A 26,999-nucleotide genomic window follows, 5' to 3' on the forward strand; every position below is an offset into this window, starting at 1 on the left:
GCAGCCACGTATACCTCAGCGGCGGCTGTCACCAACCCGTCGCATGGACGGGAACGTAAGGCATGCCGGTGAAATGCAGATGAAGAATGACGAGTCTTCGCGCCGGACAGAACGCGGATACGCACACGGCGTCGCGGCGCGGTCCGATGAAATGCGCATGACGGCGCTTCACGGCCGCGCGAAACGCGATGCGGGCCGCATGGCGCGTAACCAGAACAGCCGTCACCAGCAGCACGCAGGTCAGCACGCGGAATGACGTGGTCTCGAACAGCGTCTCGGGAAACTTGCAGAAGAACAGCAGGCTGACGACGAATACGTCGATCGTCGTCGCGGCCACGGAAGCCGTCACGATGTGCGCGCGAATCATTTGAACGGTGGTTTGCTTCATCACCCGGCCAGCCTTACATGGTGCGCAGCCGTCCGTGTGCCTACTCCGCAAAGATGAAGTCAGCGTGACGGTGCGACGGATTTCAACGTGTCCACATTCGCTGGATACGACGCACCGATGGTAGCGAGGCGATTCTGAAGAGAATATTAAGCCGCTAAAACAAGGGGTTTTTCATCTTGCTTGCACTACATTGCTGATGACTTACGGGAGCATCCGCTGCAACACGTCATCTTTCAGCACGACACGATGAAACAGCGCGGCGCACACATGCAGCGCGATCAACGCGAGCATCACCCACGCGAGCACGCTGTGCACATCGCCGAGTGCATGGCCCGTCGGCGAGCCGGACTGCGTCAGGTCAGGATAGCGAACGACGCCGAACAGCTTCACCGCCCAGCCGCGCGACGACGCGTTCGCCCAGCCCGCCAGCGGGACGGCAATGAGCAGCAGGTACAACAGCGCATGCGTGAGGTGCGACATCAGCGTGAGCGCGCGCGACAGCTCGGCGGGTTGAGGCGCATGCGTCGCGCGCCACATGATCCGGCATGCCACGGCTGCGACGATCGCCGCGCCGACGCCGAGATGCCACGCGATCAATCCGTTCGGCAAGGTGTCGCGATGCACGTCGGGCATGATCCAGCCGATTACGAACTGCGCGACGATGAGCAGCGCAATCAGCCAGTGCAGCAGGCGCGCAAAGCCGTCGTAGGCGGGACGTCGTGCGAGGGTATTGAGGTTCATGATCGATCTCGTTGGAATGACGCAGCGCGAAAATATTCAAAACGCAGACAAAAGTGCGCGCAGAACGCGGGATGCTAACGGTGCGAACCTGAAGACAAGCTTAACATCACGCAAATGGCGGAAAGCGCATATACACGGACCGTATCCGCGCTAGACTGCGAGTCGATATGACATGCCCCGAACAGTCGGACAACGACATCATGCGCATTCTTCTCGTTGAAGACGACGACCTGATCGGCAGCGGACTGGAAGTCGCGCTGCGCAACGCGGGCTTTACCGTCGACTGGGCCCGCGACGGCCAGCATGCGGACCTGGCGCTCGCGACCACGCACTATCTGCTCGTGATCCTCGATCTCGGCTTGCCCAAACTCTCCGGCATGGATCTGCTGAAGTCGCTGCGGCTGCGCGGCAACGACATTCCCGTGCTCGTGCTCACCGCGAAGGACACGGCCGCCGACAAGGTGCGCGGCCTCGACGCGGGCGCCGACGACTACCTCGGCAAGCCGTTCGATCTCGCGGAACTCATCTCGCGCTGCCGCGCGCTGATCCGCCGCTCGCAGGGCCGCAGCGCCGAACTGATTGCATGGCGCGGCCTGACCGTCGATCCCGTCGCGCAGACGGTGTCGAAAGACGGCGCGCGCGTCCCCCTCACCGCCCGCGAATGGGCCGTGCTGATCCATCTGCTCACGCACGCCGGCGTGCCGCAGCCGCGCGCGCGCATCGAGGAAAGCCTGTACGGCTGGCATGAAGAAGTCGAGAGCAATGCGATCGAAGTCCATGTCTCGAACCTGCGCAAGAAGCTCGGCGGCGATGTGATCCGCACGGTGCGCGGGTTCGGCTACGTCGTGGACAAGACATGACGCAGCCGCGCGCGACGTCGACATCGATCCGCCGGCGGCTGATGGGATTGATCCTCGTCAGCGTGGGCGCCGTGTGGGCCGTCATGTTCGCGTGGAGTTTTGCCAATTCGACGCGCGAAGTCGACGCATGGGACGACGCACGCCTCATCCAGCTCGCGCATCTGCTGATCCAGCTCGACGGCGCCAATCTGGCGAAGCTCGCCGCCACGGGCATCGACGTGCGCAACGAATACACGCGTGCATCGCCCGCCGTCGACGACGACTCCGATGCGCAACCCCGCTATGCGCTGTTCGAAGTGCGCGACGCGGCGGGTCAGGTAGTGGTCGCCAGCGCCGGCATCGCGGCAATGCGTCACTCCGCCAGTCCGGACGAAACAGCGGAAAGCGTGCATACGCTGAAGGTCGACGGCCAGCCGTGGCGGGCTTACGCGTTGAACGACAGCGCGACGGGCCGCAGCGTGCGCGTGTTCGAGCCGGCCAACACGCGCAGCGACCTGACCGCGGGCGTCGCCAGCCGGATCGCCCGGCCGATGGCGCTCGCGTTGCCCGTGCTCGCGCTGCTCGTGTGGTTCAGCATCGGCCATAGCTTCAGGCCGTTGTCGGCGATCTCGAAGGCCGTGCGCATGCGCGACAGCCGCAATCTCGAACCGATATACGTCAATCCGTCGCCCGCCGAGGTCCGGCCGCTCGTCGATGCCATCAACCAGCTGCTCGCACGCCTGCAGCGGTCGATCCTGCGCGAGCGCGCGTTCACGGCGGACGCCGCGCACGAACTGAAGACGCCGCTCGCCGCGATCAAGGTCCAGGCGCAAGTGGCGCTCGCCGCGCACGACGGCGCGCAGCAGCAGCTGGCGATGCGGCGCGTGGTTCAGGGCGTCGACCGCAGCGCGCATCTCGCCGAGCAGTTGCTGCTGCTCGCGCGGCTCGACGAACGCGACACGGTGACGATCGCGCGCGTCAGGCTGCACGACATTGCGGGCGAGGCGATCGCGTTTCGCGCGCCGTATGCCGAAGAAAAGTCGATGAGCGTCGCGCTCACGGGCGACGCCAGTGCCGAGGTCTACGGCGACCGCGTGCTGGCGCGCACGCTGATCGACAACCTGCTCGACAACGCGATCAAGTACGGCGACGCCGGCGGACGCGTGCACATCAGCGTGCTGGCCGACGCGCAAACGGTGTCGATCACAGTGTCGGACAACGGCCCCGGCGTCTCCGACGAAGAACGCCTGCGCCTCACCGACCGCTTCTTCCGCGGCGCATCGGCAACGGCAAGCGGCAACGGCAGCGGACTCGGGCTGTCGATCGTCGCGCGCATCGCCGCGCATTTCAACGCGCAGATTCATATCGGCTCGGGCATCGGGCGGCGCGGCCTCGCCGTGCAGATCGCGTTTCCGCGCGTGCCCGATGCGCGCGGGCGAGATGACGTCGACGTCCTGACGCTGACGTCCTGACGCCGCGCTGTCGGCGCATGTCCAACACTCGTGTCAACTATGACGGGCGCATGACAACGTTGCGTCGTCCACGTTTCGACGTCGATACGCGGCGAAGCCTGTCGCAGCGCCCTGCTCCCGCGCAATACATCGATGGCACGAGATTCGCACTGTCCGGCACAAGCGCGCCGGCCGCTTATCCGAACCTTCAATCATTCCGCTCAAGGAGACGCATCATGAAGACGTTGACGATCCACGACCTCAGCGCATCGACCGAACTCGACAGCAAGACCATGGCCGACATTCACGGCGGCCGCATGAAGCTGCCCGGCCAGCACAACAACGGCGCCATCCTCATCTCGCCGGACGGCGAACCCGTGGATGTGTACGTCGACGGTGTGCTGCAGAACTCGGTGACCGACGGCTTTTATCACACGCACTAAATGTGGGCGTGAGGCGAGGCGCGTTCGAGCGCGTCTCGCGGCATGCGAGCGCGCCAACCGGCTGCAAAGGGCAAAGTCGATGCTCAGGCGCCACTCGCCGCATGGCGGGCGTGGCTCATTCGTGCATCAGGGAAAGAGCGGCAGCGACATCGGCATGTCGAGCTTCACTGCCTTGGCGCGCGCGGGCCGCGCCGCGCGGGGCTTGCGCTGGCGGATCGGCGCGCCAGCCCGCTCGAGGCCGCGGCAGACGCGTGCGAGCGCCGTCGAAAAGGACGCGGGCTGCGTCATCAGCGACGGCAGCGATGCTTCGAGTTCCACCAGCAACATCGGCAAGGCCGGTGCCGGGGACTGCAGGGTCTTCCGTGGTCGGTTTGTCATGGACGCCTCTCTGGAACGCTGCGCGCACTGTATCACAGGCGGGAAGTCGCCCTTTCCGAACCCGGCCGTCCCGGTATCACACCTAAAAGCGCGCCTCGTCCATACCGGCGAGCATCGTGCCGCGGCATGCCGCCGAGCCGCAGCGGCACACATACTGGCGGCGTGTTTCTTCGTCTTGCGGATCGTCGACGGCGAGGCCATACGTGATCAGCAGCTCTTCACCGATCTGGATATCGACGGCGGCTTCGATAAACACGCGTCCGTCGATTTCGACCGCCTCGCAGTTGGCCTTGCACGCATGATTGAGCCAGCGCGCGCTATTGCCGCCGACACTGCCGTCGATCACCCGCCCATCCGACAGGCCGAACACGAACGTATGCCCGTACTCGCCGTCGCGTTCGATGCGCCGCGCGGCGCGTCGCCATGACGTCACTTCGCCCTTATATTCGATGATGCGTTCGCCCGCCGCGAGCGAGCAGAGCGCGAACACACCTTTGCCGTGAATCGGCGACCGTCTGACTGATAAACGACGCATGGCCTGCTTTCGAAGAGGAAGGATCGATTCAGTATAGGGCGCGAAAAAAATGCGCTGTTATCGATCTGCGTATATTGCTCCTCTTGTGTGACTCCAGATCGCGACGTGACGTCAGCCGTTGCGCCTCACGACCGCGAAGCTCACGGCGACGGCGCCGCGAGCGCGTGCGGTACGCGCGTCGGACGACGGCATGCCTGCGCGCGAATCGTGCGCGAGCCGCCCATACAGATCGGGGCGCCGCGACTCGAGCCAGCCGTGCGCGGGACTCGTGCCGAGCAGCGCCGGATCGAGTTGCGCCGGGATCGTCCCGTCGCCGCCTGTGCGCTGCGCGACGATCTGCCCGCATGGATCGACGATGGCGCCCTCGCCTTCGTCGCTGTAGACGACGAACAGGCCGTTGTCGAGCGCACGCGCCGGCAACGTGCGACGCACCCATGCGCCTGCCCGATCGGTCGCATCCGACTGCGCGTGCGGGGCGAGCAGCAGGCCCGCGCCGAGCAACGCCGCCATCCGCGCGTTCTCAACCAGATAGTTGTCGCCGCCGACCAGCACGGCGAGCCGCCAGCCTCCATCCATGTCGAATACCGTGAAGCGGTCGCCGCTGGCGAGATGCGGCTGCCCATCCGCATGCAGCTTGCGATGCACGTGCCGCTCGCCCGACGGCAGGCAGACGACGTAGCTGCTGTACAGATCGCCGTTCCCGGCACGCTCGATCAGTCCGACACCCGCCGCCACGCCCGTTCGTTCGACGGCGTCGGCGACGGCCCGCACGTGCGCACCGTCGACGCTCGCCGCGAACGCCTTGATCTGCCCGCGGCGCATCCTGCACGTCGGCGTGAACACGCGTCCGCCGACGCCGCCCGTCAGACACGCTTCGGGAAACACCGCGAGGCCGATGCGCTCGCGCGCGGCCCGCTCGATCCGCGCGACGACGCGCGCGACGTTCTGTTCGGTCTCACCGTGACGCGCGGCAAAGGGAATCGACGCGACGCGCAGCGGCGCAGTGGGCAACGAAGACATGGCGAACCTGGCGGGGAGATCGATGGAATGACTCCATTGGACCGTTCGCGCATCGATAAGTAAAATGAATAATCCAATCGATACGATAACTGCGAAGAATGGAAATCCGCCTGCTGCGAGCGTTCCTGACCGTGACGAATCTGCGCCATTTCGGGCGCGCCGCCGACGCCTTGCATCTGAGCCAGCCAGCGCTGAGCAAGCAGATCGTCGCGCTCGAAGAGAGTCTTGGCGGGCGGCTGTTCGAGCGCGGCCGTCACGGCGCCGGGCTGACCGCATTCGGCGAAGCGTTCCTGCCCGACGCCGAAGCGCTGGTGCGCGATGCCGACGACATGCTGGCCCGCGCGCGCGAGGCGAGCAGCGGGCGGCGCGGTCATCTGCGCATCGGGCTGTGTCTGTCGACGCTCACGCTCGCGCCGCCTTTGATCGCCGCCTATCGCGCGGCCAATCCGCAGATCGGCGTCACGCTGAACGACCTGTCGTCGGCGGAACAGACGCGGCGGATGTTTGCCCGCAAGCTCGATGTGGGCTTCGTGCGCCTGCCCGCCGCCGACGGTCTGTCGGCGTTTGCCGTGATCGACGAGTCGCTCGGGCTCGCAATGCCGCCGCAGGCCAGGTGGAAACGCCTGCCCGCGAAGCTGGACGAATTCAACGAGTTGGGCTTCGTCGCGCTCGCGCGCAGCCGCGGGCCGGGCACGGCGGCGATGATCGACGCATGGTGCGCGGAGCGCGGCTTCGTCCCGCGCGTGATCCAGCAGGCCGACGACATCCAGTCGGTGCTGGCCGCCGTCGCGGCGGGTGTCGGCGTCGCGTTCGTGCCGTCACGCGCCGAGCATCTGCTGCGCGACGCGAAGGTGCTGCGGCTGAAGGATGCGTCCGCGCAGTGGCGCGTCGGTCTGGCGTGGCAGACGGAGCGCGACGACCCTGTCGTGACTCGCTTCGTCGCTTATGTGCGAGATCGTCTGCGCGACCCTGTGCGCGCGGCAACGAAGCAGAAGACGGGAACGGGCGTTACAGCGTGAGGCGCGCTTCCAGGCCGCCGCCTTCGCGGTTGCGCAGCGTGAGCGTCGCGTTCATCGACTGCGCGAGCTGCTTCGCGATCGCGAGGCCGAGGCCCGTGCCGCCCGTCTCGCGATTGCGCGAGTTTTCGACGCGATAGAACGGCTGGAACACGGCATCGAGTTGCTCTTGCGGAATGCCGGGGCCGCGATCGAGCACGACGATCGACCAGCGCGGCGCACGCGGGTCGTCGACGGAGACTTCGACGTTGACCTCTTCGCCGCCCGAGTATTTGAGCGCGTTGTCGACCAGGTTGCCGAGAATGCGCCGCAGCGCCTGCGGGCGCGTCGTCACGGCTGCGCCGACGTGCCCGTTCAGCGTGACGCGGTCGCCCGCATCGGCATAATCGTTGACGATGCTCTCGATCAGCGCGTCGGGATTCACGCGAACGGGTTTCTCGTCGGCGCCGTGCAGCGTGCGCGCATACGCGACGCCTTCGCGCACGAGCAGCTCCATCTCCTTCAGATCCTTTTGCAGCCGCGCGCGCTCGGTCTCGTCTTCGAGCATGTCGGCGCGCAGCCGCATGCGCGTGATGGGCGTTTGCAGGTCGTGCGAAATCGCCGCGAGAATCTGCAGGCGTTCGCGCATATAAATGCCGATGCGCGCCTGCATCGAGTTGAACGCCTTCGACGCCCGCGCCACTTCTTCCGGGCCGTCTTCGGGCAGCGCGGCGGGCGCGAGATCGGGGCCGAGTGTGTCGGCGGCGCGCGCAAGACGCTCGAGCGGCCGCGTCGCGAGACGTACGGCGAGCCACGCGCAGCCCGCAAGCAGCGCGAGTTGCGCGGCCAGCACGAGCGGCAGCCACGGCGAGAGCGGAATGCCGTGCATCGGATGCATGTCGATGGTGAGCGGGGTGCCGTCGCTGAGCGTCAGATGCACTTCCAGATGCTCGGTCTCGCCCGGCACCGCATTGGCCGTCACCTTGTATTTCGAGCCGATGTCCTTCGCAATCGACGCACCGATTTCCTGCGACAGTTTCGCGTCCGGCGGCATGCCGCTCGTGCCCGGACGGAGCTCGAAACGATAGCTTCGCCGCCCGAGCTTCGGCAGCCATTCCTCGCGCTCGGCGGGTGTCAGACGGTCGAGCAGCGCGACGGAACTCGTCACTTCCTGACCGATGTAGCCGACCATCACGTGCATGGTCGCTTCGTTGCGCTCGGTCATCGTGAGCCAGAACGACAGTGTCTGCGCGGCGAGCAGCCCCGCGACGAAGATCAGCGACAGCCGCACGAACAGCGTGCGCGGCCGCCACATGCCGCCCATCCAGGCCGTTGCCGTGCTCATCCGCCCTGATCCTCCGGCGTGACGAGCGACGAGAACACATAGCCTTCGTTGCGCAGCGTCTTGATGTAGCGCGGCTCGCGCGCATCGTCGTTCAGACGCTGGCGCACGCGGCTCACGAGCAGATCGATCGAGCGGTCGAACGGCTCCGTCTGCCGGCCTTGCGTGAGCGTCAGCAGCTGGTCGCGCGTCAGCACGCGCTGCGGATGGTCGACGAACACGCGCAGCAGCCGGTATTCGGCGCCGCTCAGCGCGACCAGCGTGCCGTCGCTGTCGATCAGGTTGCGGCCGATCGTATCGAGGCGCCAGTCGCCAAAGCGCAGGAAATGCGCGCCGCCCGCCGGCTCGCTCGTGTTGCCGGGCGGCATCATGCGCGCGCGGCGCAGAATGGCGCGGATGCGCGCAAGCAGTTCGCGCACGGCGAAGGGCTTCGCGAGGTAATCGTCGGCGCCCATCTCCAGTCCGACGACGCGATCGGTCTCCTCGCTCAGCGCCGTCAGCATCAGAACGGGCACGGTCTGAAATTCGCCCGCGCGCAGTTCGCGGCACAGGTCGAGGCCGCTCTCGCCCGGCAGCATCAGGTCGAGCACGATCAGGTCGGGCCGCTCGTCGGCGAGCGCCGCACGCATCTGCCGGCCGCCCGACGCGAGCGTCACGCGCACGCCGTTCCGGGTGAGGTACGTGCCGACCAGCTCGCGAATGTCGCGGTCGTCGTCGACGATCAGGACGTGATCCGTTTTGTCCACACAAGGCTCCTTCGCCTGCCAGGGGTTCGCTTATCTTACGCGTCCTCGACCACGGACAGGCTCGCGCCGTCCGACACCGACGCCTCGAGCGCATACGGATCCACGCCGTCGAGGCAGCCGATATTCACGCGCCACAGGTTCGGGTCCTTGCGGGTCTGATGAAACGGATAGATGCCGCAGTGCTTGCAGAAGTAATGCTTCGCGACGCGCGTATTGAACTGGTAGAGCGTCAGGTCGTCCTGACCGGACAGGATGCGCAGCGCACCGGCGGGAAAGAACGGCGACATCAGCGCGCCCTTGCGGCGGCACAGGCTGCAGTTGCAGCGCGCGGCGGGCGCGACGGGCGTCTCGACTTCGAATCTGACGGCGCCGCAATGGCATGAGCCTTGGTGGAATTGGGTGGTCATGACAGTCTCCTGAATGCGATGACCGCATTTATACCCCGGCGTCGCGCGGGCTTTGTGTCCCAATGTATCCGGCGCGTACACCGATACAAAATGGGGCGCCAGCGGGCTTTGACGAGCCCGCTGGCGCCCTTCTCCGCAGCGTTCAACCCTTGCAGAGATCCTTCGCACCGGGCGCCTTCGCGGCCGTCAGATCGAAGTCCGCTTCCTGCAGCCCTTTGGGGCTCGTCGCGACCCAGTGCAACCGGGTCCGCGAGCGCACCAGCCCGACGCTGCCCGTGTAGGTCCACGCGATCGGCGACGGCTGCGTGCCCGCCAGTTCGATCGAGGCCGGCGTGAGCTTCAGATGCAGCAGCCGTCCATCCTGCGCCGGCGCGAACGCCCGCTCGCCCATCACGGCCACGCCCGCCTCGCGCACGGACGCCGGCATGCAATCGAGCGCCGCCGTCGTCTGGCCGTTCGCGTCGATCAGCTGCGCGAAGCCTTTGCCCCTGTCGTCGGTGGCGACCACGATGAAGCGGTCGACGGCGGGCACGTACGCGGCCGAATACGTGTAGTACTGCAGCCGCTCGCCGATCACGCGCGGCGCGCTCAATGCGCCCGTCGACGGATCGAACGTCGCGACCTTCAGCCGCGCGTAGGTCTCGCCGCTCACGTACTGTTGCCACACGAGCAGCGCGCGCGCCGGCGAACCGGCGATCATCGGCCACCATTCGCGCGTGCGCGGCGCGACGTCGACGGCCTGCAACAGCGCGCCGTCGGCGTCGTAGGTTTTGACGTACACGCCGTTGCCCGTGCCGAGGTTGTCGACGCCGCCGCCGTTCACCCAGTCGTTCGAATAGAACACGACGAAGCGCGAGCCGACGGCGGCGACATGCCCCGAGTGTCCGCCCGACAGCACATCGTTCGGATAAGGCTTCACGTCCTTCAGACCGGACGTGTAGACGCCGTAGCGCTGGCTCACTTCATTCGGCGTATTCCAGCCGTCCTCGAACGACACCATCACGCGGCCCGTGTCATTCTGCGCAACGGACACGGGCTCCTGCGCCTCGGGCCGGCTGATGAAAACGCGCGGACGGTCGAGCTTCGGCTGGTTCGGCGTCCAGCGCGCGACGTACACGTCGTGCGTCCAGTTGCGGTCGCGTCCCGCGCCGCGCGGCGGCAGGCCCGAGCTGCTGAAGAACACGGTGGTCACGCCTTGCGCATCCGTGACCGCGCCGATGCCGTGCATATAGGCGCGCAGGTCGCCCGTCGGCACGGCGGCGGCTTTGGCTGCCTTCGCTGTCTTCGTGCCGCCCGCATGCGCGGGCGGCACGAGCCAGATCGCAGCCGCCGTGGCCGTCACCACGGTGAGCACTGCAAAGAGGATCCGCATGAGCGTGCTTCACTCCACCGTGACCGACTTCGCGAGGTTGCGCGGCTTGTCGACATCCGTGCCGCGCACGCAGGCTGTGTGATACGCGAGCAACTGCAGCGGCACCACATGCAGGATCGGCGACAGCGGGCCGTAGTGCCCGGGCAGGTGGATGACGCGCAGGCCTTCGCTGCTTTCGATCTTCGTGCCCGCATCGGCGAGCACGTACAGCTGGCCGCCGCGCGCGCGCACTTCCTGCATGTTCGACTTGAGCTTTTCGAGCAGCGCATCGTTCGGCGCGATCGTGATGACGGGCATCTCGTTCGTGACGATCGCGAGCGGCCCATGCTTCAGCTCGCCTGCCGGATACGCTTCCGCGTGGACGTACGAGATTTCCTTGAGCTTGAGCGCGCCTTCCAGTGCGATGGGGTAATGCACGCCGCGCCCGAGGAACAGAGCGTGATCTTTGCGGGCCAGCGCCTGCGCCCACGCGACGATCTGCGGCTCCAGCGCCAGCACGCTATTGAGCGCGGCAGGCAAATGATGCAGCTGCTGCAGCGCCTCGGCTTCCTGATCGGCGTTCACGCGGCCGCGTTCCTTGCCGAGCGTGAGCGCAAGCAGATACAGCGCGACGAGTTGCGTCGTGAATGCCTTCGTCGACGCGACGCCGATCTCCGGCCCCGCACCCGTCGGATACTGCAGTTCCGTGAGGCGCATCATCGAACTGTGCGGCACGTTGCAGATGGCCAGCGTGTGGTGATGGCCGAGTTCCTGTGCATGCTTGAGGGCAGCGAGCGTGTCGGCCGTTTCGCCCGACTGCGACACAACGACGACCATCGCGCACGGATTCACCACGCTCTCGCGGTAGCGGTATTCGCTGGCGATTTCCACTTGCGTCGGAATGCCCGCGATCGATTCGAACCAGTACTTCGCCGTCAGCGCGGAGTAGTAGCTGGTGCCGCACGCGAGCAGCAGCAACGAGTCGATCTCGCTGAATGCGCGCTGCGCATTCGCGCCGAACAGTGCGGGCGTGATGGCGCGAATGCGCTCGGTCGCGTCGGCGACCACGTCCGGCTGCTCGAAGACTTCCTTCTGCATGTAGTGGCGATACGGGCCGAGCTCGGCCGTGTAGTGGCTCGCGTGATGCGCCTGCACTTCGCGGCGCACGCTCGCGCCGTCGCGGTCGACGATATGCACGCCGTCGCACGACAGCACGGCGACATCGCCCTCTTCGAGGAAGATGAAATGCTCGGCGGTGCCCGACAGCGCCATCGCGTCCGACGCCAGATAGTTGCCGCGCTCGCCCACCCCGATCACGAGGGGCGAACCGACGCGCGCACCGATCACGCGGTCGGGTTCGTTGCGCGCGAACACGGCGATCGCATATGCACCGCGCAGACGCGGCAGCGCGCGCTGCACGGCGGTCAGCAGATCGCGCGACGGATCCTGTTCGCGCGTGTGATGAATCAGATGCGCGATCACTTCCGTGTCGGTATCCGATTCGAACGCGTAGCCGAGCGCTTTGAGTTCGTCGCGCAGCGGCTCGTGATTTTCGATGATGCCGTTGTGCACGAGCGCGATGTCGTCGCGCGAGAAGATCGGGTGCGCGTTGTCGGTGACGGGCGCGCCATGCGTCGCCCAGCGCGTGTGCGCGACGCCGATCGTGCCCGACAGACGCGCTTCCTGCACCTGCCCGGTGAGATTCGCGACGCGCTCGATGCTGCGCACGCGGCGCGGCGCGCCGTGCTGCAGGACGGCGACGCCGCACGAGTCATACCCCCGGTATTCGAGCCGGCGCAGCCCTTCCGTCAGCACGCCGACGATGTCGCGCTGTGCCACTGCTCCTACGATTCCGCACATGGTGGTCTCCGTGAGTGCGTGTGTCTGTACTGTCTGCCTGTACTGTTTGAGCGCGCGCCGCTTACGCGGCCTGACGCTCGAACTCGGGCACGCTCGTCACGTGCGAGATCATGCCGTCGTCGTCGTGATACGCGACGAGGCAGCGGCCTGCATCCCCTTCCGGAATTTCGTGCGTGGTATGCGGCTGCGAGACCTCGCTCGTCTGCGGCATGCGGCGCACGCGGTGTGCGTTCATCGCGTCCATCTGGCGGCCGAAGGTCCACAGCACCATCGCCAGCACGACGATGGCGATGCCCGCGATGCCGGGCATGAATGCATCGAGCGACAGCTCCTCCTCGCTCGCGTTCGCGAGACACCAGCGGATATACAGCGCGGCGAGCGCCCACGTGCCGAGCACGAGCGTCGGCCGCACGAAGCGATACCACGCGACCGAGCGCACGGCCTTCGCCTTGCTGGAATCCGTGGCGAACTGTGCGACGGACTGCTTCGAAACATCGATGATCGGGTATTCCATGTTTGTGTTCCCCTGAGACTGTTGACTTGCGTTGTCAATTCGAGTGCTTCATCCCACGTGCTTCACTGCTTCATTCAGTTTGCTGCGTGACAGGTTGCGCGAGGGGTTGCGTGAGAGGTTGCGCGAGCAGCGCAGCCGATGCATCCGCCACCACGGCGCCGCTCGAGCGGATGCCGCGATCGGGGCTCACCCAGCGCGCGCGCTTTCTGCGGCGCTGGCTGACCACGCCCGGCAGCGCGATCACGGATGCGATCATGCTGATTGCCCAGAACGCCGCGGGATACCAGACGGTGTCGATGAAATAGCGCAGCAGGTTCTTGTCGTAACGGCGGTCGATCAGGCAGCCCAGCAGAATCTGCACGCAGCAGGTCGCGAACAGCAGCACACCCGTGCCGCGCGGCACGAACGCGAAGCGCCAGCTTTCGGGCAGCGTGAAGAGCGCGGTGGCCGCCATCATCACGAGCGTGAAAAGCATGCAATACGCCCACACGATGCTGGTTGCGTACTCGACGAAGATCGGCCACATCATCATGTTGCGGCGGGACAGCACGGCGCCCGCATATTTGAACAGCACCTGGATGCCGCCCTTCGCCCAGCGCAGACGCTGCTTGTAGAGGCCGCGGAACGTTTCGGGCATCAGGATCCAGCTCAGCGCGCGCGATTCGAAGTTCACGCCCCAGCCCTGCACCTGCAGCTTCCAGCTGATGTCGATGTCCTCCGTCAGCATGTCGGAGCTCCAGTAGCCCACTTCCTGCAGCGCGCGCTTCCTGAACATCGACACCACGCCCGACACCGTCAACAGACGCCCATACATGTGCTGCGTGCGCTTGATGAGACCGACGATCGACGAGAACTCGCCCACCTGCATGCGGCCGAGCAGCGACGAGCGCGTGCGGATGCGCGGGTTGCCCGTCACGGCGCCGACGGAAGCGTCGTCGAGGAAGTGGCGCAGCATCCAGCCGATCGCTTCCTTGTCGAGCAGCGAGTCGCCGTCGATGCACATCAGGTACTCAGCATCCGACAGCATCGCGGCCGTCGTGAGCCCAATCGCCTTGCCTTCGTTCTGATGCTGATGCACGACGACGAGCTTCGGATACACGTTGACGAGCTGGTTCAGGATCGCACCCGTTTCGTCGCGGCTGCCGTCGTTGATCGCGATGACGTTGTAGTTCGGATAGTTCAGCTTGTCGAGGCACGCGATCACTTCGCGCACGTTAGCGGCCTCGTTGTAGCAAGGCACGACGACGGACACTTTCGGATACGCCGGCAGCGGCGGCGCAACCTTGCGCCCCGCGTCGCGGCGCTCGATCAGCAGGTAGTGCAGCAGTCCCCCCACCATCCACAGATACGCCATCAGCAATGGATAGTAGAAGACGAAGTTCGAGATGACGCTCAGTACGTTTTTCATTGTGGTCCCCTGGTCCGGGCTCGCATCGCGCGGGTATCGAGACCCGCGCGCGATGCTCAGCCCAACATTCCCTGATTCGATCGCAGCGTGCTCTGCACCGACATCACGTCGCGCAGCACGGTCGTGTCGGGCCGGTTCTTGAGGAAATCGTCCGGCCCGTAGCCCAGATGCACGACGCCGCCTGCGTTGAGCCGCTTCATCTGCGCGCGCAGCACGGCCGCCTCGACGGGCTGCTGCGTGTCGCGGTTGATCGCGGGCAGCTCGAACACGGTCCTGGCCGCCGCGCCGTGCTGCTGCAACACGGTTTGCCGCAAGCTGTCGAGCCACGCGTCGTTCACGCGTTCGCCCGCCGCGTGCGGCGCCGCCGTCAGCGCGACGAAGTCATAGTTCGCGAGCGACGACGCAAGGCTCAGCGAGAAATTGCGTTCGGCGTTGGCGTCGAACACGGCTTCGGCGGGGACGGTGCGCGCCGTCAGCACGTTTCCGCCGCCCTGATACGCACGCACGCGCTCGGCGAGCTGGTTGGTGAACGTGTTCAGATACGCCGTCCTGTTCTTCGCCCAGCGTTGCATCAGGTCGTCGGACGCGTGAATCTGCGCGACGTCGCCGGGCAGGCCCCACGAGCGGTACACGGCCATCGCGGCGGGGCTCGCGTCTTCATACGCGTTCAGCGTCGCGTCCGAACCGAACACGACACCGTTGAAGCTCGAATAGCGCGTGAGATCGTCGTAGATGTCCTGGATGGTTTGACGTGCGAGCGGATCGAACGGGCTCAGGCGCGGCGTGCGGCCACGCTGCGCATCGCCCGGGCTGTTCGCTGCGACTTCGACGAAACGTCCCGCCGCCGCGTGCCCCGTCGGCAGATCGAAGGCGAGCAGCGGCATGCGTGCGTAGACCTGAACGCCTGCGCGCGTGATCAGCTGCCATGCGGTGCGGTTGAACAGGTCGGCGCGCATCGGCATGTGGCGGTTCGGGTAATACAGCGCGCGTGCAACGCCTGTGTTATCGGGATCCCAGTACGCCTTCAGATACACCGACTTCGGCTCGAGATCCTTGATGCGGTCGAGCAGACGGCCGAGCTTCTCTTCGCTCTTGTTCGGATCGATGTCGTAGATCTCGTCGAGCGACACGTTGACCACGCGCTCGACCGGGTTGTGCTCGCCGCGATACAGACGCGACGAACGCATCTGCGCGATCAGCGTACCTACGTCCCAGTCGTACGAGACGAGCAGCCGGCGAATCTGCGTGAGCGGCACGTCGGGCGTGTTGGGGCCGTCGTCGAGCGTGAAATGCACGGACATGCCGAGCGCCTGCGATGCCTTGATCAGCGCCGCGTTGTACATCCCGTACGGCCACACCGCCGAGCGCACCGTCACGCCCGTGCGGTCCTGGATCAGATCGACGCTCTTCTTCAGGTCGTCGCGCACACGGGCCTGGTACTCTTCGTCCGTCTCATAGCGTTCGAGCTGCGGGTAATACAGATGCGCGCTGGCGGCAGGCAGTTCGTTGCCTTGCGGATTCGCGAGCGCGCCGTGATGCAGGTCGTGCGTGTGCGACGCGACTTCGACGAGACCCGAGTTCGCCATCTCGCGCAGATCGTCCCAGCTCATGAAGTAGCCCGGCGGCATCAAAGACTTATGGCTGATGCGCACCGGGTCGCCCGCGGGCGTATCGGTCCAGCGCGTGACGACGCCGATCAGCGCGGGATAGCCGTACTGCTGCAGCAGCGGGAACGCACGCGTGAACTGGCTCTTGTACGCATCGTCGAATGTGAGCAGCACGGCGCGCGGCGGCAGGCGCGGCCCGCCGTTGCGCGACGCGACGATCTGGTCGACGCTCACGGGACGGAAGTCCTTCGCCTTCAGCCACGCGAAAATCGTGTTGAGCGTGGCCGTGCTGATCGCGCAGGTATCGGCGACCGTCGAGACATCCGCACGCAGATCGTCGCGGATGTCATGAATGGCGAGCACGCGGAACGTGAGTCCGTCGTCGGCATCGGGCGGCGGCAGGCGGTCGAGCGCGATACGGGCCTGCGCGGCGGGCACAGCGGCGAGACCGGCGGCGAAGGCGAGAAAACGTCTACGGTTGAGCTTGTCCATGATGGTCTACAGGGGAATGTTCAGGTTCAGGTAGATGAGCTTGCTGGTCTCACGCGTGTGATCGAGGCGTTGGCTCGACAGGCCGAGGCCATACGCGAGCGACGCATGCGCGCTGAACTGCCACTGCTGTTCGAGGCGCACTTCCCACAGCATGCTGTTGCCGATATCCGTTTGCCGGTAACCGCCGACCGTCGCGTAGGCGCGGTTCGCGAGCGACTGGTCCGCATTGCGCCATGACGTCCACTGGTACATCGCCGTGAGCTGCGCCGTCATGTCGCGATGCGGCGCGAAGTAGGCGGTATTCGCGAGCGTGTTGCTGCTCGTGTTCAACTCGACCCACGTCGCGACGAGATGGCTCGGCGTGTTGATCAGACGTTCGTACCACGTGCCCACCCACGCCTGGTTCAGGTTGGTGTCGCTGTAGCGCGACGCGCCGTAGCTGAGGTCGAAGTATCGGTAATCGTCGACGCTGTAGCGCACACTGCCCGTCGCCGCGCGGCCTGTCACGCCCGCCTGGTAGGCCTTCCACGGCAGCGTGTTGACGTTGCTGTCCACACCCGCCGAAAAGCGCCAGCGATCATCGGGTGCATAGCTCAGGCTGCCTGCGCCGCCCGTTTTCGCCTGCGGTCCCGTCGATCGATCGACTTCCGCTGCGGCGTCGATGCCATGAAAGCGGAAGTCCGCGCCGATACCGTTGCGGATGCGGCTCACGCTGTTGCCGTCGCCCGTATCCGCGCGACCGCTGAACTGGTGCGCGAACACGCGCCAGTAGTTGAAGAGCGGCATCGAATAAAGCTGGGTGTCGACACCCCAATTGTTGTCCGCGAGAACCGAATTGCCCTTCTGTCCATTCGCCGCGATGATCAGTTGCGGGCTCCTGTATGCCTCGTAATCGCGCTGGAACGTCTTCACCGTCTTGTTGTCCGGGAAGCGGTCGGAGAAGGTCGCGTTGACGTCCGCGGCGCGGTCGTACTGGTTCAGTTCGAGCGCCGTGCGCCCGAGTCCCGCCAGCGTTTCGATATCGCCCGGGTGATCGACGAGCGTGCCTTCGTAGACCTTCTGCGCTTCACGCGGACGCTGCTGCACGAGCGATGCATCCGAGCGCGCGCTGATCAGCGCGGGATCGAACGGCGCCTCGTGACGCAGTTCGTCGAGTGCCGCGACGCCTTCGCGCGTGCGGTCCGTGTAGAGCAGGTACTGCGCCTGCAGTTTTTTCACGCGGCCGTAGTCTTCGTTGACATCTTCCGGGTGTTCGGACAGATCCGCGCGAATCGGCGTGCTCGCGGAAATTTCCTTCAGCAACTGCCGCGCGTTGTCGTAGCGGCCCGAATCGAGGTACGCGAAAAAGAGCCCTTCCTGCACGTCGATGCGCTTCAGCGCGTGCGGCTCGACGGAAGGCGTGAGCGGTTCGACAGGCGTCTGCAACGCGCGCTCGTAGGCGGGCGCGGCCTTGCGCGGCTGATCGAGGTACGTGTACGCATCGCCCGCTGCTGCATAGGTGCGCGCGGGCATCGGCTGATTCGAGCGCGACAGATCTTCATAGAGGGCCGCCGCTTCCTTCATGCGGCCGACACCTTGCAAGGCAGCGACTCTCTCGACGAGCACCGAGCGGCGCACGTCGGCGTAGTCGTCCGATGCAGGCATGCGGGCCAGCATGTCGTCGATGTGCGCGAGCGCCGTCTTCGTCTGCGCGAGGCGGTCGGGTTCATCGGAGGCGAGCGACTGCTGCCGGCCCCAATGCACTTCCGTTTCGACGACGAGCGCTTCGATCTGAAAGAGGTCGTGATCGGAGAACGCATCGCGGCTCGCGCGCGCCTCCTGGAGCGCAAGCTGCGCCGCGCCGGCGCCTGCTTCCGCGAAGATGCGTCTGCGGAGCTGGTCGCGCTCCGTTTCTACCTTGCCTTCTGCGACTTGTCCTTCTGCGACTTTCCCCGTGGTTTCGGACCCAGTGGTCGGCTGCGCGGCGCAGTAGTCGCGCGCAAGCAGCACCAGCAGCAAGGCGGTCGCCTTGACTGCGGCGTGCTTGTGTCGGCTAGAGCGTTTGGTTTTCATGGTTCCTCGCTTGTCGATGCCAACCTCCAGACAAAGCGAGTCCCCGCACCATGCGAATGGTGCATAGAGAGTAACAACGTCGCGTAGCCTGGCGAAAGGCGTGGAGTTCAGCGTCTTGTTCCGATGGCCGGTTGCTGCATTGCGCACCGGCTTCGTCGTGTTGCGCGGCGAGGCATATAGCGAAGTCCGTACCAGCACCCTGCTTTTCCTTGTGGCTTAAAGGCGTGCTACGAAAACGACGCTGCAAGCCAACCGTGAATCGTCAAATACGTTTCATCGCTGAACTCGACAAGCATGACGAATCAAACTCGAAACCCTGCTTCAAGCCTCGAAACAATCGTGCGAATGAGTCGCAAAGCCATGCTGAGCAAAGATCATGCTTGTGCATCGCAACAGCGGCGCGCATTGATTCAAAGGTGAAACGGCATGCATCGTGAGCGCAATTCGTCTGATGTGTGCGATGCCGAACGTGCTGCGCGAGCCAGGCATGGCAACACTGCGCGCGACGATGCATGGCAATGTTCAGCGGCTCGGAGCGACTTGTGAACGACCTGCGACGCAAGTGCCGCAACTCGCGCGGAGAATGTGCGGTGGCGCACACGGGCCTGTCCTGATTCGATGTGCGCCAGCGCACAGAGCGGCACTTGCGAGCTCGGGTATTGTCTCGCTGCACAATCGAAGACGAAGAAAGACGCGGACCATGGATGGCACGCGAGCGCCGCATCGCCACGTGATTAGCTATGCTAAGGAACAGATTTTGACAGGGTGATCGATGAATTCTTCTTACCGCCCGGCCAGCGGACGCTGCGCATGCGCGCACCCGTCCGTCTGGCTCACGCAGGAACGCGCCGCGGCGACGCTGTTCGCGTCATAACGTCAGCTCGAACGAACGCACCAGCAGGCCCGGCAGCTTCATGCCGCCTGTCGCGCGCGCACCCCACGTCCAGTCGTTCAGAAGCAGTTCGGGTGCGGCGCCGATGCGTTCGAGTTCGCTGCCGAGCAGGCGGTACAGGCTGTCGTCGAAGCGCATGGCGTCAACGGGCGCGACAATACGGCCCTGCTCGACCCAGAAGGTCGCGAAACGCGTCATGCCCGTCATCCGGCAGTTCATCCGGTCGGAGAAGTTCACGTACCACAGGTTGCCGATGTAGAGACCGGTGTCGAGCGCGTGCAGCACGTCCGCTTGCGCGAGATCGCCGCCTTCCATCGACAGCGCGGAGGGAACTTCACCCGCCGTCGCGCCATTGGGCGTGAGACCGTATTCGCGAGCCGTGCGGGCGTTCGTCAGCTGCGACACCGCGCGTCCCGCTTCGACGAGCGGGACACTTCGACGTTGATAGCCGTCGTCATTGAAACGCGGCGTGATGTCGAGCGAGAGATCTTCCGTGAGCGTCATGCGCGGATCGAGCGACGCCTCGCCGATGTTCAACCGATAGAACTCGTTACGCGCAGTGGCCTGCATGCGCGCGGAGAAGGCACTGAGCGACGCGGTCTCCATCAGTTCCTGCAGCGCGGCAGGCGCGAAGTACGTGCGATATCGACCTGGCGCCAACATGCGCGGCGCGCGCGCGAAGACGGGCAACCGTGCGGCTGCTTCTTCGAGCTTGCGGGCGAATACGGCCTCGCTCCACCGATCGCCTGCATAGTGATTTCTGATTGCGCGGCCGCTCGCGTCATAGAGCGACCAGCTGAAATTGAAGTTCTCGACTTCGTACCACCCGCGGCTGCCGAGCGACGAAGCGAAACCGCGGGCAATCGTGCCGCCCGCGTAGAACCCGACGAAGTCGAGACCACGCGCGTATTGCGCGACGACGAGAGGCAACGCATCGGGCCGCGGCAGCGTGCCCGTGCGTTGTGTCGATTCCGACCACACCGTCGTGTCGAACAGCAGATGCGGATCGTCGGGTGCGTCGTGCAGGCCTTCGCGCAGTGCCGCCAGCGTGGCGGCGATCGTTTCGGCGTCGGCAGACATATCGCCTGTTGCCGTCAGCGTCGCATAGGCCTGCCGTTGCCCGTCGATCAATCGCAGCGTCAGGCTCGCTTGCGAAACGCGGCCGGTTTGGCGCACCTGGCCTTCGTTGAAACGGATGAAGTCCGACTGCTCGGCCGCGAACGACGACAGAGCGATTTCATGTGCGGCGAGCCGCTGTTCGATCTCGCTGGCGAGTGCAATGAAATGCGCGTGGGAACGGGACGTCGGTGTGTCGCCCATCATGCGCCTCCGAATACGTCGACGTTGCTGAACACGCACGCAGGCGATGCATGGCCGACGCGGATGATCTGCATCGGCTCGCCCTTGCCGCACACGGGCGTACCGTACACACCGCGCGTCGCTTCATTGCCGACGGCGACGAGGCTGCGCCAGAAGCTCGCTGAAATGCCGCGATAGTTCGGCTGACGCACGACCTGCGTGAGCTTGCCGTTCTCGATCAGCTGGCCGTACTCGCAGCCGAACTGGAACTTGTTGCGCTGATCGTCGATCGACCACGACGTATTGCTGCGCATCAGAATGCCGCTTTCGATGTTCGCGATCATCGCTTCCAGCGTGCTCGTGCCCGGCTCGATGTTCAGGTTCGCCATGCGGTCGATGGGCGGACGGTTCCAGCTCGACGCGCGCGAGTTCGCGACGCCTGCGAGCCGCGCACGCTGTTGCGACAGCGAGCCGCCGAGCGGGCGCATCAGCACGCCATCGCGAATCAGATATTCGCGTCGCGCGCGTGTGCCGTCGTCGTCGAATGCATAGCTGGCGGCTTCCGCGCGCGGTTCGGGATCGAACGTGACGTTCAACAGTTCAGAGCCGTAGCGGTACGAGCCGAAGTGTTCACGCTTCACGAAACTCCAGCCCGCGAAGTTGCGCTCGTCGCCGAGTATCCGGTCGAGTTCGAGCGGATGACCGATCGATTCGTGAATCTGCATCATCATCTGATCGGGCATCAGCAGAAGATCGCGCGGGCCCGATGGGCAGTTCGGCGCGCTCACCAGTTGCAGCGCTTCGTGCGCCACGCGCGCGCCCGCGCCGTCGAAGCCGAAATGGCCGAGCACGTCGATGCCGCCTTGCGCGAGCGTGCCGTAATCGCCGCCGAGCGTGCGCACCTGCGTCACGCCCGCGGCGTGCGCCGTCACCGAGAGCTGCGGCAGCATGAAACGAAAGCGCTGATCGATGCGAATGCCGTCGCTCGTCACATACGTCTGCTCGCTCTGCGTAATCTGCACGGCGGCCATCCGTTCGACGATACGCTCATCGATGTTCGCTGCCGCGCATTCGTGCTGCAGGCGCTCGAGCCATTCGCGTCGGCCCGGCAGCGTCTCTGCGATGGCAGGCGATGCGTAGCTGCCGCTCTCGGCGGGCCGCGCGATCCGCGTGTGGTCGATCAGCGAGACGGCCGCACTTGCCTTCGCGCGTTGCGTCGCGGTGTCGAGCGCCGCCTGCAAACCCTGCTCCGACAGGTCCGCCGTCGCGGCATAGCCCGCCCCCTTTCCGCACCACGCGACCAGCATCGCGCCGCGATCGCTCGCGATACGCAGCGGCTGCGCGACGTCGTTGCGGACCGCGTGATCGTCGGTCCGTTCGTCGACGATACGCACCGACCAGAAATCCGCGTCGCTGCGTAACACACCCGGCAAGCGGTTCAACAACGATTCGAACATAGGCTGCCTCACGAATGTCATGCGCTCGTGCGACCATCGATACGCCGGCGAGGCGTATCCGCAAGCACGCGATTGCCATATCGTACGCGATGCGCCGAACGCAGCCTGCCGAAGCACGTCGTCCTCTTCCTGTTCGCCCTGTTTTCGAGCTGTGCACTCGCGCACATTCATCCTGCCCGATTGTCTGCCACAGCACATTCATTCGCGCGGTTGCATGTCAGCGCATACGCGTTTTTCACGTGCTGTGCGCCTGTTTTATCCGTTTTGCTCTCGCGATCACATGCGCAAATTGATGCATTTCTGAACGCGCACATGCATGAGTGTCCGCGCATTCTTTTAGTTTCGAGCATCGCGCGGCAATTCAAGAACGCGTGGCCCCGTGCCGTTATCGCAGATACGCCGTTTCCATTTCGACAAAAAGAGGCTCAGCCCATGCCAATCCAGAACGATCTTTCAGGCAGCATCGCGATCTCCACTGCACGGACGGCCGACACATCGGCGGAGTCGTCGAGCACGGCCGTGTCCACCGGCACGAGCCCGGCTTCCGGTGCTTCCGGTGCTTCCGGTGCTCACGGCGCGCAAGGCGCAGCATCCGCTGGATCGTCGGGCGGTGACAGCATCCAGCAAGCAGCCATCAAGCAATTGAAGGCACTGATCGAATCGCTGCAGCAGAAGCTGACGGCATTGCAGCAGCAGATCGCGCGCGCGCAACAGCAGGCGAACAACGACAGCACGGGAGCGGCCGCCGCGATGGTTGCATCGCTGGGTGCGCAGGCGACGTCGATTTCAGCGTCGCTGCAAACAGCCACGGCCGAGCTTGCCCGGCTGCTTCTTTCTTCTTCGGGCAAGTCCACGGGCGGCATTGTCGACACGCAGGCCTGAGGCCCGCGTCAATTACATATGAAGCAACCTCGCGCCGGACCCTACGCGACGTATCGCTCCTGCACGGGTACGTCGGCGTAGTCGAAAGTCGGGCGCGCATAGAAGAAGCCCTGCGCGAGCACCTTCGGCCACTGCGCGAGCCAACGCGCGAGCGCCTTTGTTTCGACGCCCTCCACCACCACCGCGACTTCGAGCCGTTCGAGCAACGACAGCACGCCCGACGCAACGGCCGACGCGCGCGGACAGTCGGGCACGCCATCGAGCATCTCACGCGCGACCTTCACGGTATCGACATCGATCGTGCTCAGCAGCGCGAGCGACGAATAGCCGGTGCCGAAGTCATCGATGGCGAGACGCATGCCTGCTTCGCGCAGCGGTTTCGTCAGAGGCGGTGCGGCGAGCAGACGCGTGGCGTCTTCCGTCTCGACGAGTTCGAGTTCGAGCAGATCGGGTTCGACGCCATGCATGCGCGCGATCTGCATCACGGTCGCTGGAAAATGCTCGTCGGCGACCACGCGCGGCGGCGCGTTGACGGCAATGGGACATACGCGTTGCCCCTTGCGCTGCGCGTCGGCAATCGCTCTGCATGCGCCGTCGATCGCGTGATACGTCAGTTGCAGCGCGACGAGGGGATGATCGAGCGCGACGAGAAAGGCATCGGGCAACAGCATGCCGTAGTCGGGATGCAGCCAGCGGATCAATGCTTCGACACGCGCAAGCTTGCCCGACTTCACATCGTAAATGCCCTGAAAAGCGAGGCGAAATTCTCCGCCGAGCAGGCCTTCGCTCACGCGTCGTTCAAGTGGGTTCATTGATCGGGGAACATGCGGCGGCACATGCGGCGTGTTATTCGAGCTTGTCGCGCAGGCGTCATCCTCGCGATGTGCAGCGGTAGCGTGGCGAGCATCCATCGTATGGGAAGACCGTAGTTATTGATGTGTGGATGGGTTGGTTTCCCGTATCGATGCACGTTTCATACCATGATCCCGGCGAACGCCGTGAATCGCGCTGCAGGCCGCATGGCGCCTCATTCCACGTATTCGTGCGTGCGCTGTGCGTCCGGAAAGAAGACGCAACAACGTTTCGTACACGAAACATTCGCGCGGCGCGTGAGGTGTATACGGATCGCCGTTCCCGCACGCTGCGTGAAGGGTGTCGTCGTGCATGACTGCGCGGCATGTCGACTGTCAAATGTGCTTCATGCGCGAACCGCCCGGCGCACGTCATTACCTCAGAGGTAATCGATCCGCCTCGCGACCGACGCTATGCTGGCCTCATCGTCAACGACCGGGAGAGCAGCATGTCGACGTTTGCCGTTGCGCACCTGCGCGAAGTGAAGATGGGTGTGGAGATTGTCGAGTACCTGAAGCGCATCGATGCGACGCTTGCGCCGTATTGCGGGCATTTCGTGCTGCACGGCGGCCGCTACGAGCGGCTGGAGGGCGACTGGCGCGGCGATCTCATTGCCATCGAGTTTCCGAATCGCGATCTCGCGCGCGCATGGTATCGGTCCGATGCGTATCAGACGATCCTGCCATTGCGCACGGAGAATTCGATCGGCGATGTGATTCTGATCGACGCGGTGCCGGCGTCGCATGTCGCGACAGATGTGTTGTGCGGATAGGAGCAAAGCGGGTGCTGCCAGCGGGGGCGTTTCATCGCGCTAAAACGCGCCCCTGTGCCGGCATCGTGATCAGCTTCCGAAGTAGATCGCGCAATAGCTGACGGGGCCGACGCACGACGACATGCTCGAGTTGCTCCCCGTGACGGGCATGCGCGAACCTGCGGCGTGCGTGCCAGACATGCCTGCGCCTTCGCTTTCCTGCACGGTCTTTTGACGCGCGACCTGTTGCTGATAAATAGGCGCGACATCGGGATACGAGGTGTCGGTGACGAACTGCGATCCGTTCTGCTCTGCCTGAATCAGCTCCTGGCGAACTTCCGCGCGCGTCTTCTCCTGTGCGAATGCGCTCGATGCAAATGCCGTCGAAACGAGTGCAATCGAGACCGTGAACAGCGCAAGCTTCTTCATTTCCAGCTCCTTGAGATGAGAGATCGTGTCGATGCGTCGCAGGATGTGTGACGCTTCACGATGATGAACAAAGCGACATCGCAATCTATTCCCAACTTTTTTTCGTTCATGCTTCGGCGCCCGCCTATGGAGAAATTCCTCATACGGGGGAATAATCCGCGTGGCTCCCTGTTGACGCTGTGTGAACGCCACAGACAGAAACAAAGGAGCATCCGTGATCCATTCAAGGTTCCGGGCGTCGTCGCCACGCTGCGTGCCCTGCCGGTTGGCTGCGATCGGCGCAGCCGTTTTCGCGCTCGCCGGCACGTTCGCTTATGCAGCCGGCTGGCTTACGCCTTCGCGCCTCACGACGTACCGCATCGTCGATCAGTTGCAGGCGAATAGCGGTCCCCACCCGGGTTATCGTCGCAATCACGCGAAAGGACTATGCGTCGAAGGCTATTTCGACAGCAGCGGCAACGCGGCATCGATTTCGCGCGCACAGGTCTTCGCACCGGGCCGCACACCTTTGATCGGCCGCTTTGCGATTCCAGGCGGCAATCCGTCGGCGTCCGATGCCAGCGTGCCCATTCGCAGCTTTGCGCTGCTCTTCAAGCAGCACGACGGCGAGCAATGGCGCACGGGCATGAATTCGACGCCTGTTTTCGCCGTGCATACGCCCGAGCAGTTCTATCAGCAGCTCGTCGCGGCACAACCCGATCCACAGACGGGCAAGCCCGATCCCGCCCGATTGAAAGCGTTTTATGCGAGCCATCCTGAGACGCGTCCGTTTCAGGCATGGGTGAAGATGCATCCCGCGTCGTCGGGTCTTGCCAATTCGACGTACTACAGCATCAACGCATTCCGCTTCGTCGATGCAGGCGGACACGAGCATGCCGTGCGTTGGTCCGTCGAACCGGAGATGCCGTATACGCCCGTCGATCCGAAGGAAAAGAACGATCCCGACTTTCTGTCGGAACAACTGGGCAAGCAGTTGCAACACGGTGACGTCCGCTGGCACCTGATCGTCACCGTCGCCAATGCGGGCGATCCGACCAGCGATGCGACGCTGCAATGGCCCGCCGACCGGGAACGTATCGACGCAGGCACCGTCGTGCTCGAACGCGCGTCGCCGCAATCCGATGGCGCATGCCGTGATATCAATTTCGATCCGACCGTATTGCCCGACGGCATCCAGACGTCCGACGATCCGCTGCTTGCAGCGCGTTCCGCTGCCTATGCCGTGTCGTATCAGCGGCGCACGCGCGAAGAAGCATTGCACGGCGCACCCGCTGCACAGCAACCCTGAACGGAACGCATCATGACGAACACCTCTCGCCGCGTCTCTCGCCGCGTCACTCGCCATTTCTCGCCGCTCGCACGCCTTTTGCACTGGACGATGGCCGTGCTGATTCTCGCAATGCTGTTTATCGGCGTCGCGATGGTCGCGACCGTGTCGCACGCACATGCCACGTTGATCGCGCTGCATCGGCCGCTTGGCATTGCCTTGCTGCTGCTCGCGCTGCTACGCGTGGCCGTGCGATTGAAGAACGGCAGCCCAGCACTGCCCGACGATATGCCCGCGTTGCAGCGTGTCGCCGCCAAGGCATCGCATTTCGTTCTTTATGGGCTATTCATCGCGATGCCGTTGATCGGCTGGGCCATGCTCTCGGCTGGCGGCTATCCCGTCACGCTGTTCGGCGCGTGGCATCTGCCCGCGATCATGCCGCAAAACGTCGACCTGTTTGCGTTGCTGCGCGCGTTGCATACGTGGCTCGCACTCGCGCTGTTTGCGACTGTTCTCGCGCATCTCGCGGCGGCCCTCTTTCATGGACTCATTCGCCGCGACGGCGTATTCTCCAGCATGGCTCGCGGCGAACGTTAGACCT

General features: G+C 64.8%; 26 protein-coding genes. 8 read left to right on the top strand and 18 right to left on the bottom strand.

Annotated features, from left to right (window positions below; genetic code table 11):
• Positions 1-28: 28 nt before the first annotated feature.
• Positions 29-388 (bottom strand): hypothetical protein, encoded by a 360-nt coding sequence (locus tag FRZ40_RS03725; protein WP_147233407.1) that lies wholly within the window; start codon positions 386-388, stop codon positions 29-31.
• A gap of 201 nt (positions 389-589) precedes the next feature.
• The gene (locus FRZ40_RS03730; protein ID WP_028368283.1) at positions 590-1,129 is read right to left on the bottom strand and encodes a cytochrome b; all 540 of its coding nucleotides are present in this window, start codon (positions 1,127-1,129) and stop codon (positions 590-592) included.
• 200 nt (positions 1,130-1,329) lie between these two features.
• On the opposite strand from FRZ40_RS03730, the gene FRZ40_RS03735 reads away from it, so the two are divergent.
• The 3 genes from FRZ40_RS03735 to FRZ40_RS03745 all read left to right on the top strand — a co-directional run bounded on the left by FRZ40_RS03735 (position 1,330) and on the right by FRZ40_RS03745 (position 3,862).
• On the top strand, positions 1,330-1,989 hold the full coding sequence (locus tag FRZ40_RS03735) for a response regulator (protein ID WP_028368284.1): 660 nt from the start codon (positions 1,330-1,332) through the stop codon (positions 1,987-1,989).
• Positions 1,986-3,440: an ATP-binding protein gene (locus tag FRZ40_RS03740; RefSeq protein ID WP_147233408.1), complete on the top strand. Its 1,455-nt coding sequence runs from the start codon at positions 1,986-1,988 to the stop codon at positions 3,438-3,440. Before FRZ40_RS03735 ends, FRZ40_RS03740 begins: the two co-directional genes overlap by 4 nt.
• A gap of 215 nt (positions 3,441-3,655) precedes the next feature.
• Positions 3,656-3,862 carry a hypothetical protein gene (locus FRZ40_RS03745; RefSeq protein WP_028368286.1) on the top strand — a complete coding sequence of 69 codons (207 nt, stop codon included), beginning with the start codon at positions 3,656-3,658 and terminating at the stop codon, positions 3,860-3,862.
• Between the two features lie 126 nt (positions 3,863-3,988).
• On the opposite strand, the gene FRZ40_RS03750 is transcribed toward FRZ40_RS03745, so the two are convergent.
• From FRZ40_RS03750 to FRZ40_RS03760, 3 genes are all read right to left on the bottom strand, one after another.
• A complete protein-coding gene (locus FRZ40_RS03750; protein WP_147233409.1) occupies positions 3,989-4,240 on the bottom strand; it encodes a hypothetical protein in 252 nt (83 codons plus the stop codon).
• 82 nt (positions 4,241-4,322) lie between these two features.
• The gene (locus tag FRZ40_RS03755; protein ID WP_147233410.1) at positions 4,323-4,775 is read right to left on the bottom strand and encodes an SET domain-containing protein; all 453 of its coding nucleotides are present in this window, start codon (positions 4,773-4,775) and stop codon (positions 4,323-4,325) included.
• A gap of 111 nt (positions 4,776-4,886) precedes the next feature.
• Positions 4,887-5,795, bottom strand: a complete 909-nt coding sequence (locus FRZ40_RS03760) for a nitrilase-related carbon-nitrogen hydrolase (RefSeq protein ID WP_147233411.1) — start codon at positions 5,793-5,795, stop codon at positions 4,887-4,889.
• Between the two features lie 98 nt (positions 5,796-5,893).
• Between FRZ40_RS03760 and FRZ40_RS03765 the strand changes: the two genes are divergently transcribed.
• Complete coding sequence (locus FRZ40_RS03765; protein WP_147233412.1) at positions 5,894-6,814, top strand: LysR family transcriptional regulator; 921 nt, start codon at positions 5,894-5,896, stop codon at positions 6,812-6,814.
• Here FRZ40_RS03765 and FRZ40_RS03770 read toward each other — a convergent pair.
• The 11 genes from FRZ40_RS03770 to FRZ40_RS03820 all read right to left on the bottom strand — a co-directional run bounded on the left by FRZ40_RS03770 (position 6,804) and on the right by FRZ40_RS03820 (position 22,217).
• Complete coding sequence (locus FRZ40_RS03770) at positions 6,804-8,135, bottom strand: sensor histidine kinase (RefSeq protein WP_147233413.1); 1,332 nt, start codon at positions 8,133-8,135, stop codon at positions 6,804-6,806. The two genes, FRZ40_RS03765 and FRZ40_RS03770, sit on opposite strands and share 11 nt — an antisense overlap.
• Entirely contained in the window at positions 8,132-8,878 is a 747-nt protein-coding gene (locus tag FRZ40_RS03775) for a response regulator (RefSeq protein ID WP_028368292.1), read from the bottom strand. The genes FRZ40_RS03770 and FRZ40_RS03775 overlap by 4 nt, the downstream gene beginning before the upstream one ends.
• Before the next feature lie 35 nt (positions 8,879-8,913).
• The gene (locus tag FRZ40_RS03780; protein ID WP_147233414.1) at positions 8,914-9,285 is read right to left on the bottom strand and encodes a GFA family protein; all 372 of its coding nucleotides are present in this window, start codon (positions 9,283-9,285) and stop codon (positions 8,914-8,916) included.
• A gap of 142 nt (positions 9,286-9,427) precedes the next feature.
• Positions 9,428-10,657 (bottom strand): hypothetical protein, encoded by a 1,230-nt coding sequence (locus tag FRZ40_RS03785; RefSeq protein WP_147233415.1) that lies wholly within the window; start codon positions 10,655-10,657, stop codon positions 9,428-9,430.
• Between the two features lie 9 nt (positions 10,658-10,666).
• Entirely contained in the window at positions 10,667-12,496 is a 1,830-nt protein-coding gene (glmS, locus tag FRZ40_RS03790) for a glutamine--fructose-6-phosphate transaminase (isomerizing) (protein ID WP_147233416.1), read from the bottom strand.
• A 61-nt stretch (positions 12,497-12,557) separates the two neighbouring features.
• Positions 12,558-13,010, bottom strand: a complete 453-nt coding sequence (locus tag FRZ40_RS03795; protein ID WP_147233417.1) for a hypothetical protein — start codon at positions 13,008-13,010, stop codon at positions 12,558-12,560.
• A gap of 70 nt (positions 13,011-13,080) precedes the next feature.
• Entirely contained in the window at positions 13,081-14,418 is a 1,338-nt protein-coding gene (gene pgaC, locus FRZ40_RS03800; RefSeq protein ID WP_147233418.1) for a poly-beta-1,6-N-acetyl-D-glucosamine synthase, read from the bottom strand.
• Between the two features lie 56 nt (positions 14,419-14,474).
• Positions 14,475-16,517, bottom strand: a complete 2,043-nt coding sequence (gene pgaB, locus FRZ40_RS03805) for a poly-beta-1,6-N-acetyl-D-glucosamine N-deacetylase PgaB (RefSeq protein ID WP_028368297.1) — start codon at positions 16,515-16,517, stop codon at positions 14,475-14,477.
• 6 nt (positions 16,518-16,523) lie between these two features.
• Positions 16,524-18,569: a poly-beta-1,6 N-acetyl-D-glucosamine export porin PgaA gene (pgaA, locus tag FRZ40_RS03810; RefSeq protein ID WP_147233419.1), complete on the bottom strand. Its 2,046-nt coding sequence runs from the start codon at positions 18,567-18,569 to the stop codon at positions 16,524-16,526.
• 868 nt (positions 18,570-19,437) lie between these two features.
• Positions 19,438-20,784 (bottom strand): TldD/PmbA family protein, encoded by a 1,347-nt coding sequence (locus tag FRZ40_RS03815; protein ID WP_028368299.1) that lies wholly within the window; start codon positions 20,782-20,784, stop codon positions 19,438-19,440.
• Complete coding sequence (locus FRZ40_RS03820) at positions 20,781-22,217, bottom strand: TldD/PmbA family protein (protein ID WP_147233420.1); 1,437 nt, start codon at positions 22,215-22,217, stop codon at positions 20,781-20,783. Before FRZ40_RS03820 ends, FRZ40_RS03815 begins: the two co-directional genes overlap by 4 nt.
• Positions 22,218-22,649: 432 nt before the next feature.
• Here FRZ40_RS03820 and FRZ40_RS03825 point away from each other — a divergent pair, with 432 nt between their 5' ends.
• Positions 22,650-23,099 carry a hypothetical protein gene (locus FRZ40_RS03825; protein WP_147233421.1) on the top strand — a complete coding sequence of 150 codons (450 nt, stop codon included), beginning with the start codon at positions 22,650-22,652 and terminating at the stop codon, positions 23,097-23,099.
• Positions 23,100-23,140: 41 nt separating this feature from the next.
• Here FRZ40_RS03825 and FRZ40_RS03830 read toward each other — a convergent pair whose 3' ends face one another.
• Entirely contained in the window at positions 23,141-23,911 is a 771-nt protein-coding gene (locus FRZ40_RS03830) for an EAL domain-containing protein (protein WP_231516196.1), read from the bottom strand.
• A 488-nt stretch (positions 23,912-24,399) separates the two neighbouring features.
• Here FRZ40_RS03830 and FRZ40_RS03835 point away from each other — a divergent pair, with 488 nt between their 5' ends.
• The gene (locus FRZ40_RS03835) at positions 24,400-24,723 is read left to right on the top strand and encodes a DUF1330 domain-containing protein (protein WP_028368303.1); all 324 of its coding nucleotides are present in this window, start codon (positions 24,400-24,402) and stop codon (positions 24,721-24,723) included.
• A gap of 69 nt (positions 24,724-24,792) precedes the next feature.
• Here FRZ40_RS03835 and FRZ40_RS03840 read toward each other — a convergent pair whose 3' ends face one another.
• The gene (locus FRZ40_RS03840) at positions 24,793-25,131 is read right to left on the bottom strand and encodes a DUF4148 domain-containing protein (protein WP_028368304.1); all 339 of its coding nucleotides are present in this window, start codon (positions 25,129-25,131) and stop codon (positions 24,793-24,795) included.
• A gap of 217 nt (positions 25,132-25,348) precedes the next feature.
• Here FRZ40_RS03840 and FRZ40_RS03845 point away from each other — a divergent pair, with 217 nt between their 5' ends.
• Positions 25,349-26,419: a catalase family peroxidase gene (locus FRZ40_RS03845; RefSeq protein WP_028368305.1), complete on the top strand. Its 1,071-nt coding sequence runs from the start codon at positions 25,349-25,351 to the stop codon at positions 26,417-26,419.
• Positions 26,420-26,431: 12 nt separating this feature from the next.
• Positions 26,432-26,995: a cytochrome b gene (locus FRZ40_RS03850; protein WP_147233422.1), complete on the top strand. Its 564-nt coding sequence runs from the start codon at positions 26,432-26,434 to the stop codon at positions 26,993-26,995.
• Positions 26,996-26,999 lie beyond the last annotated feature (4 nt).

The sequence above is a fragment of the Paraburkholderia azotifigens genome (assembly GCF_007995085.1).
Lineage (GTDB): Bacteria > Pseudomonadota > Gammaproteobacteria > Burkholderiales > Burkholderiaceae > Paraburkholderia > Paraburkholderia azotifigens.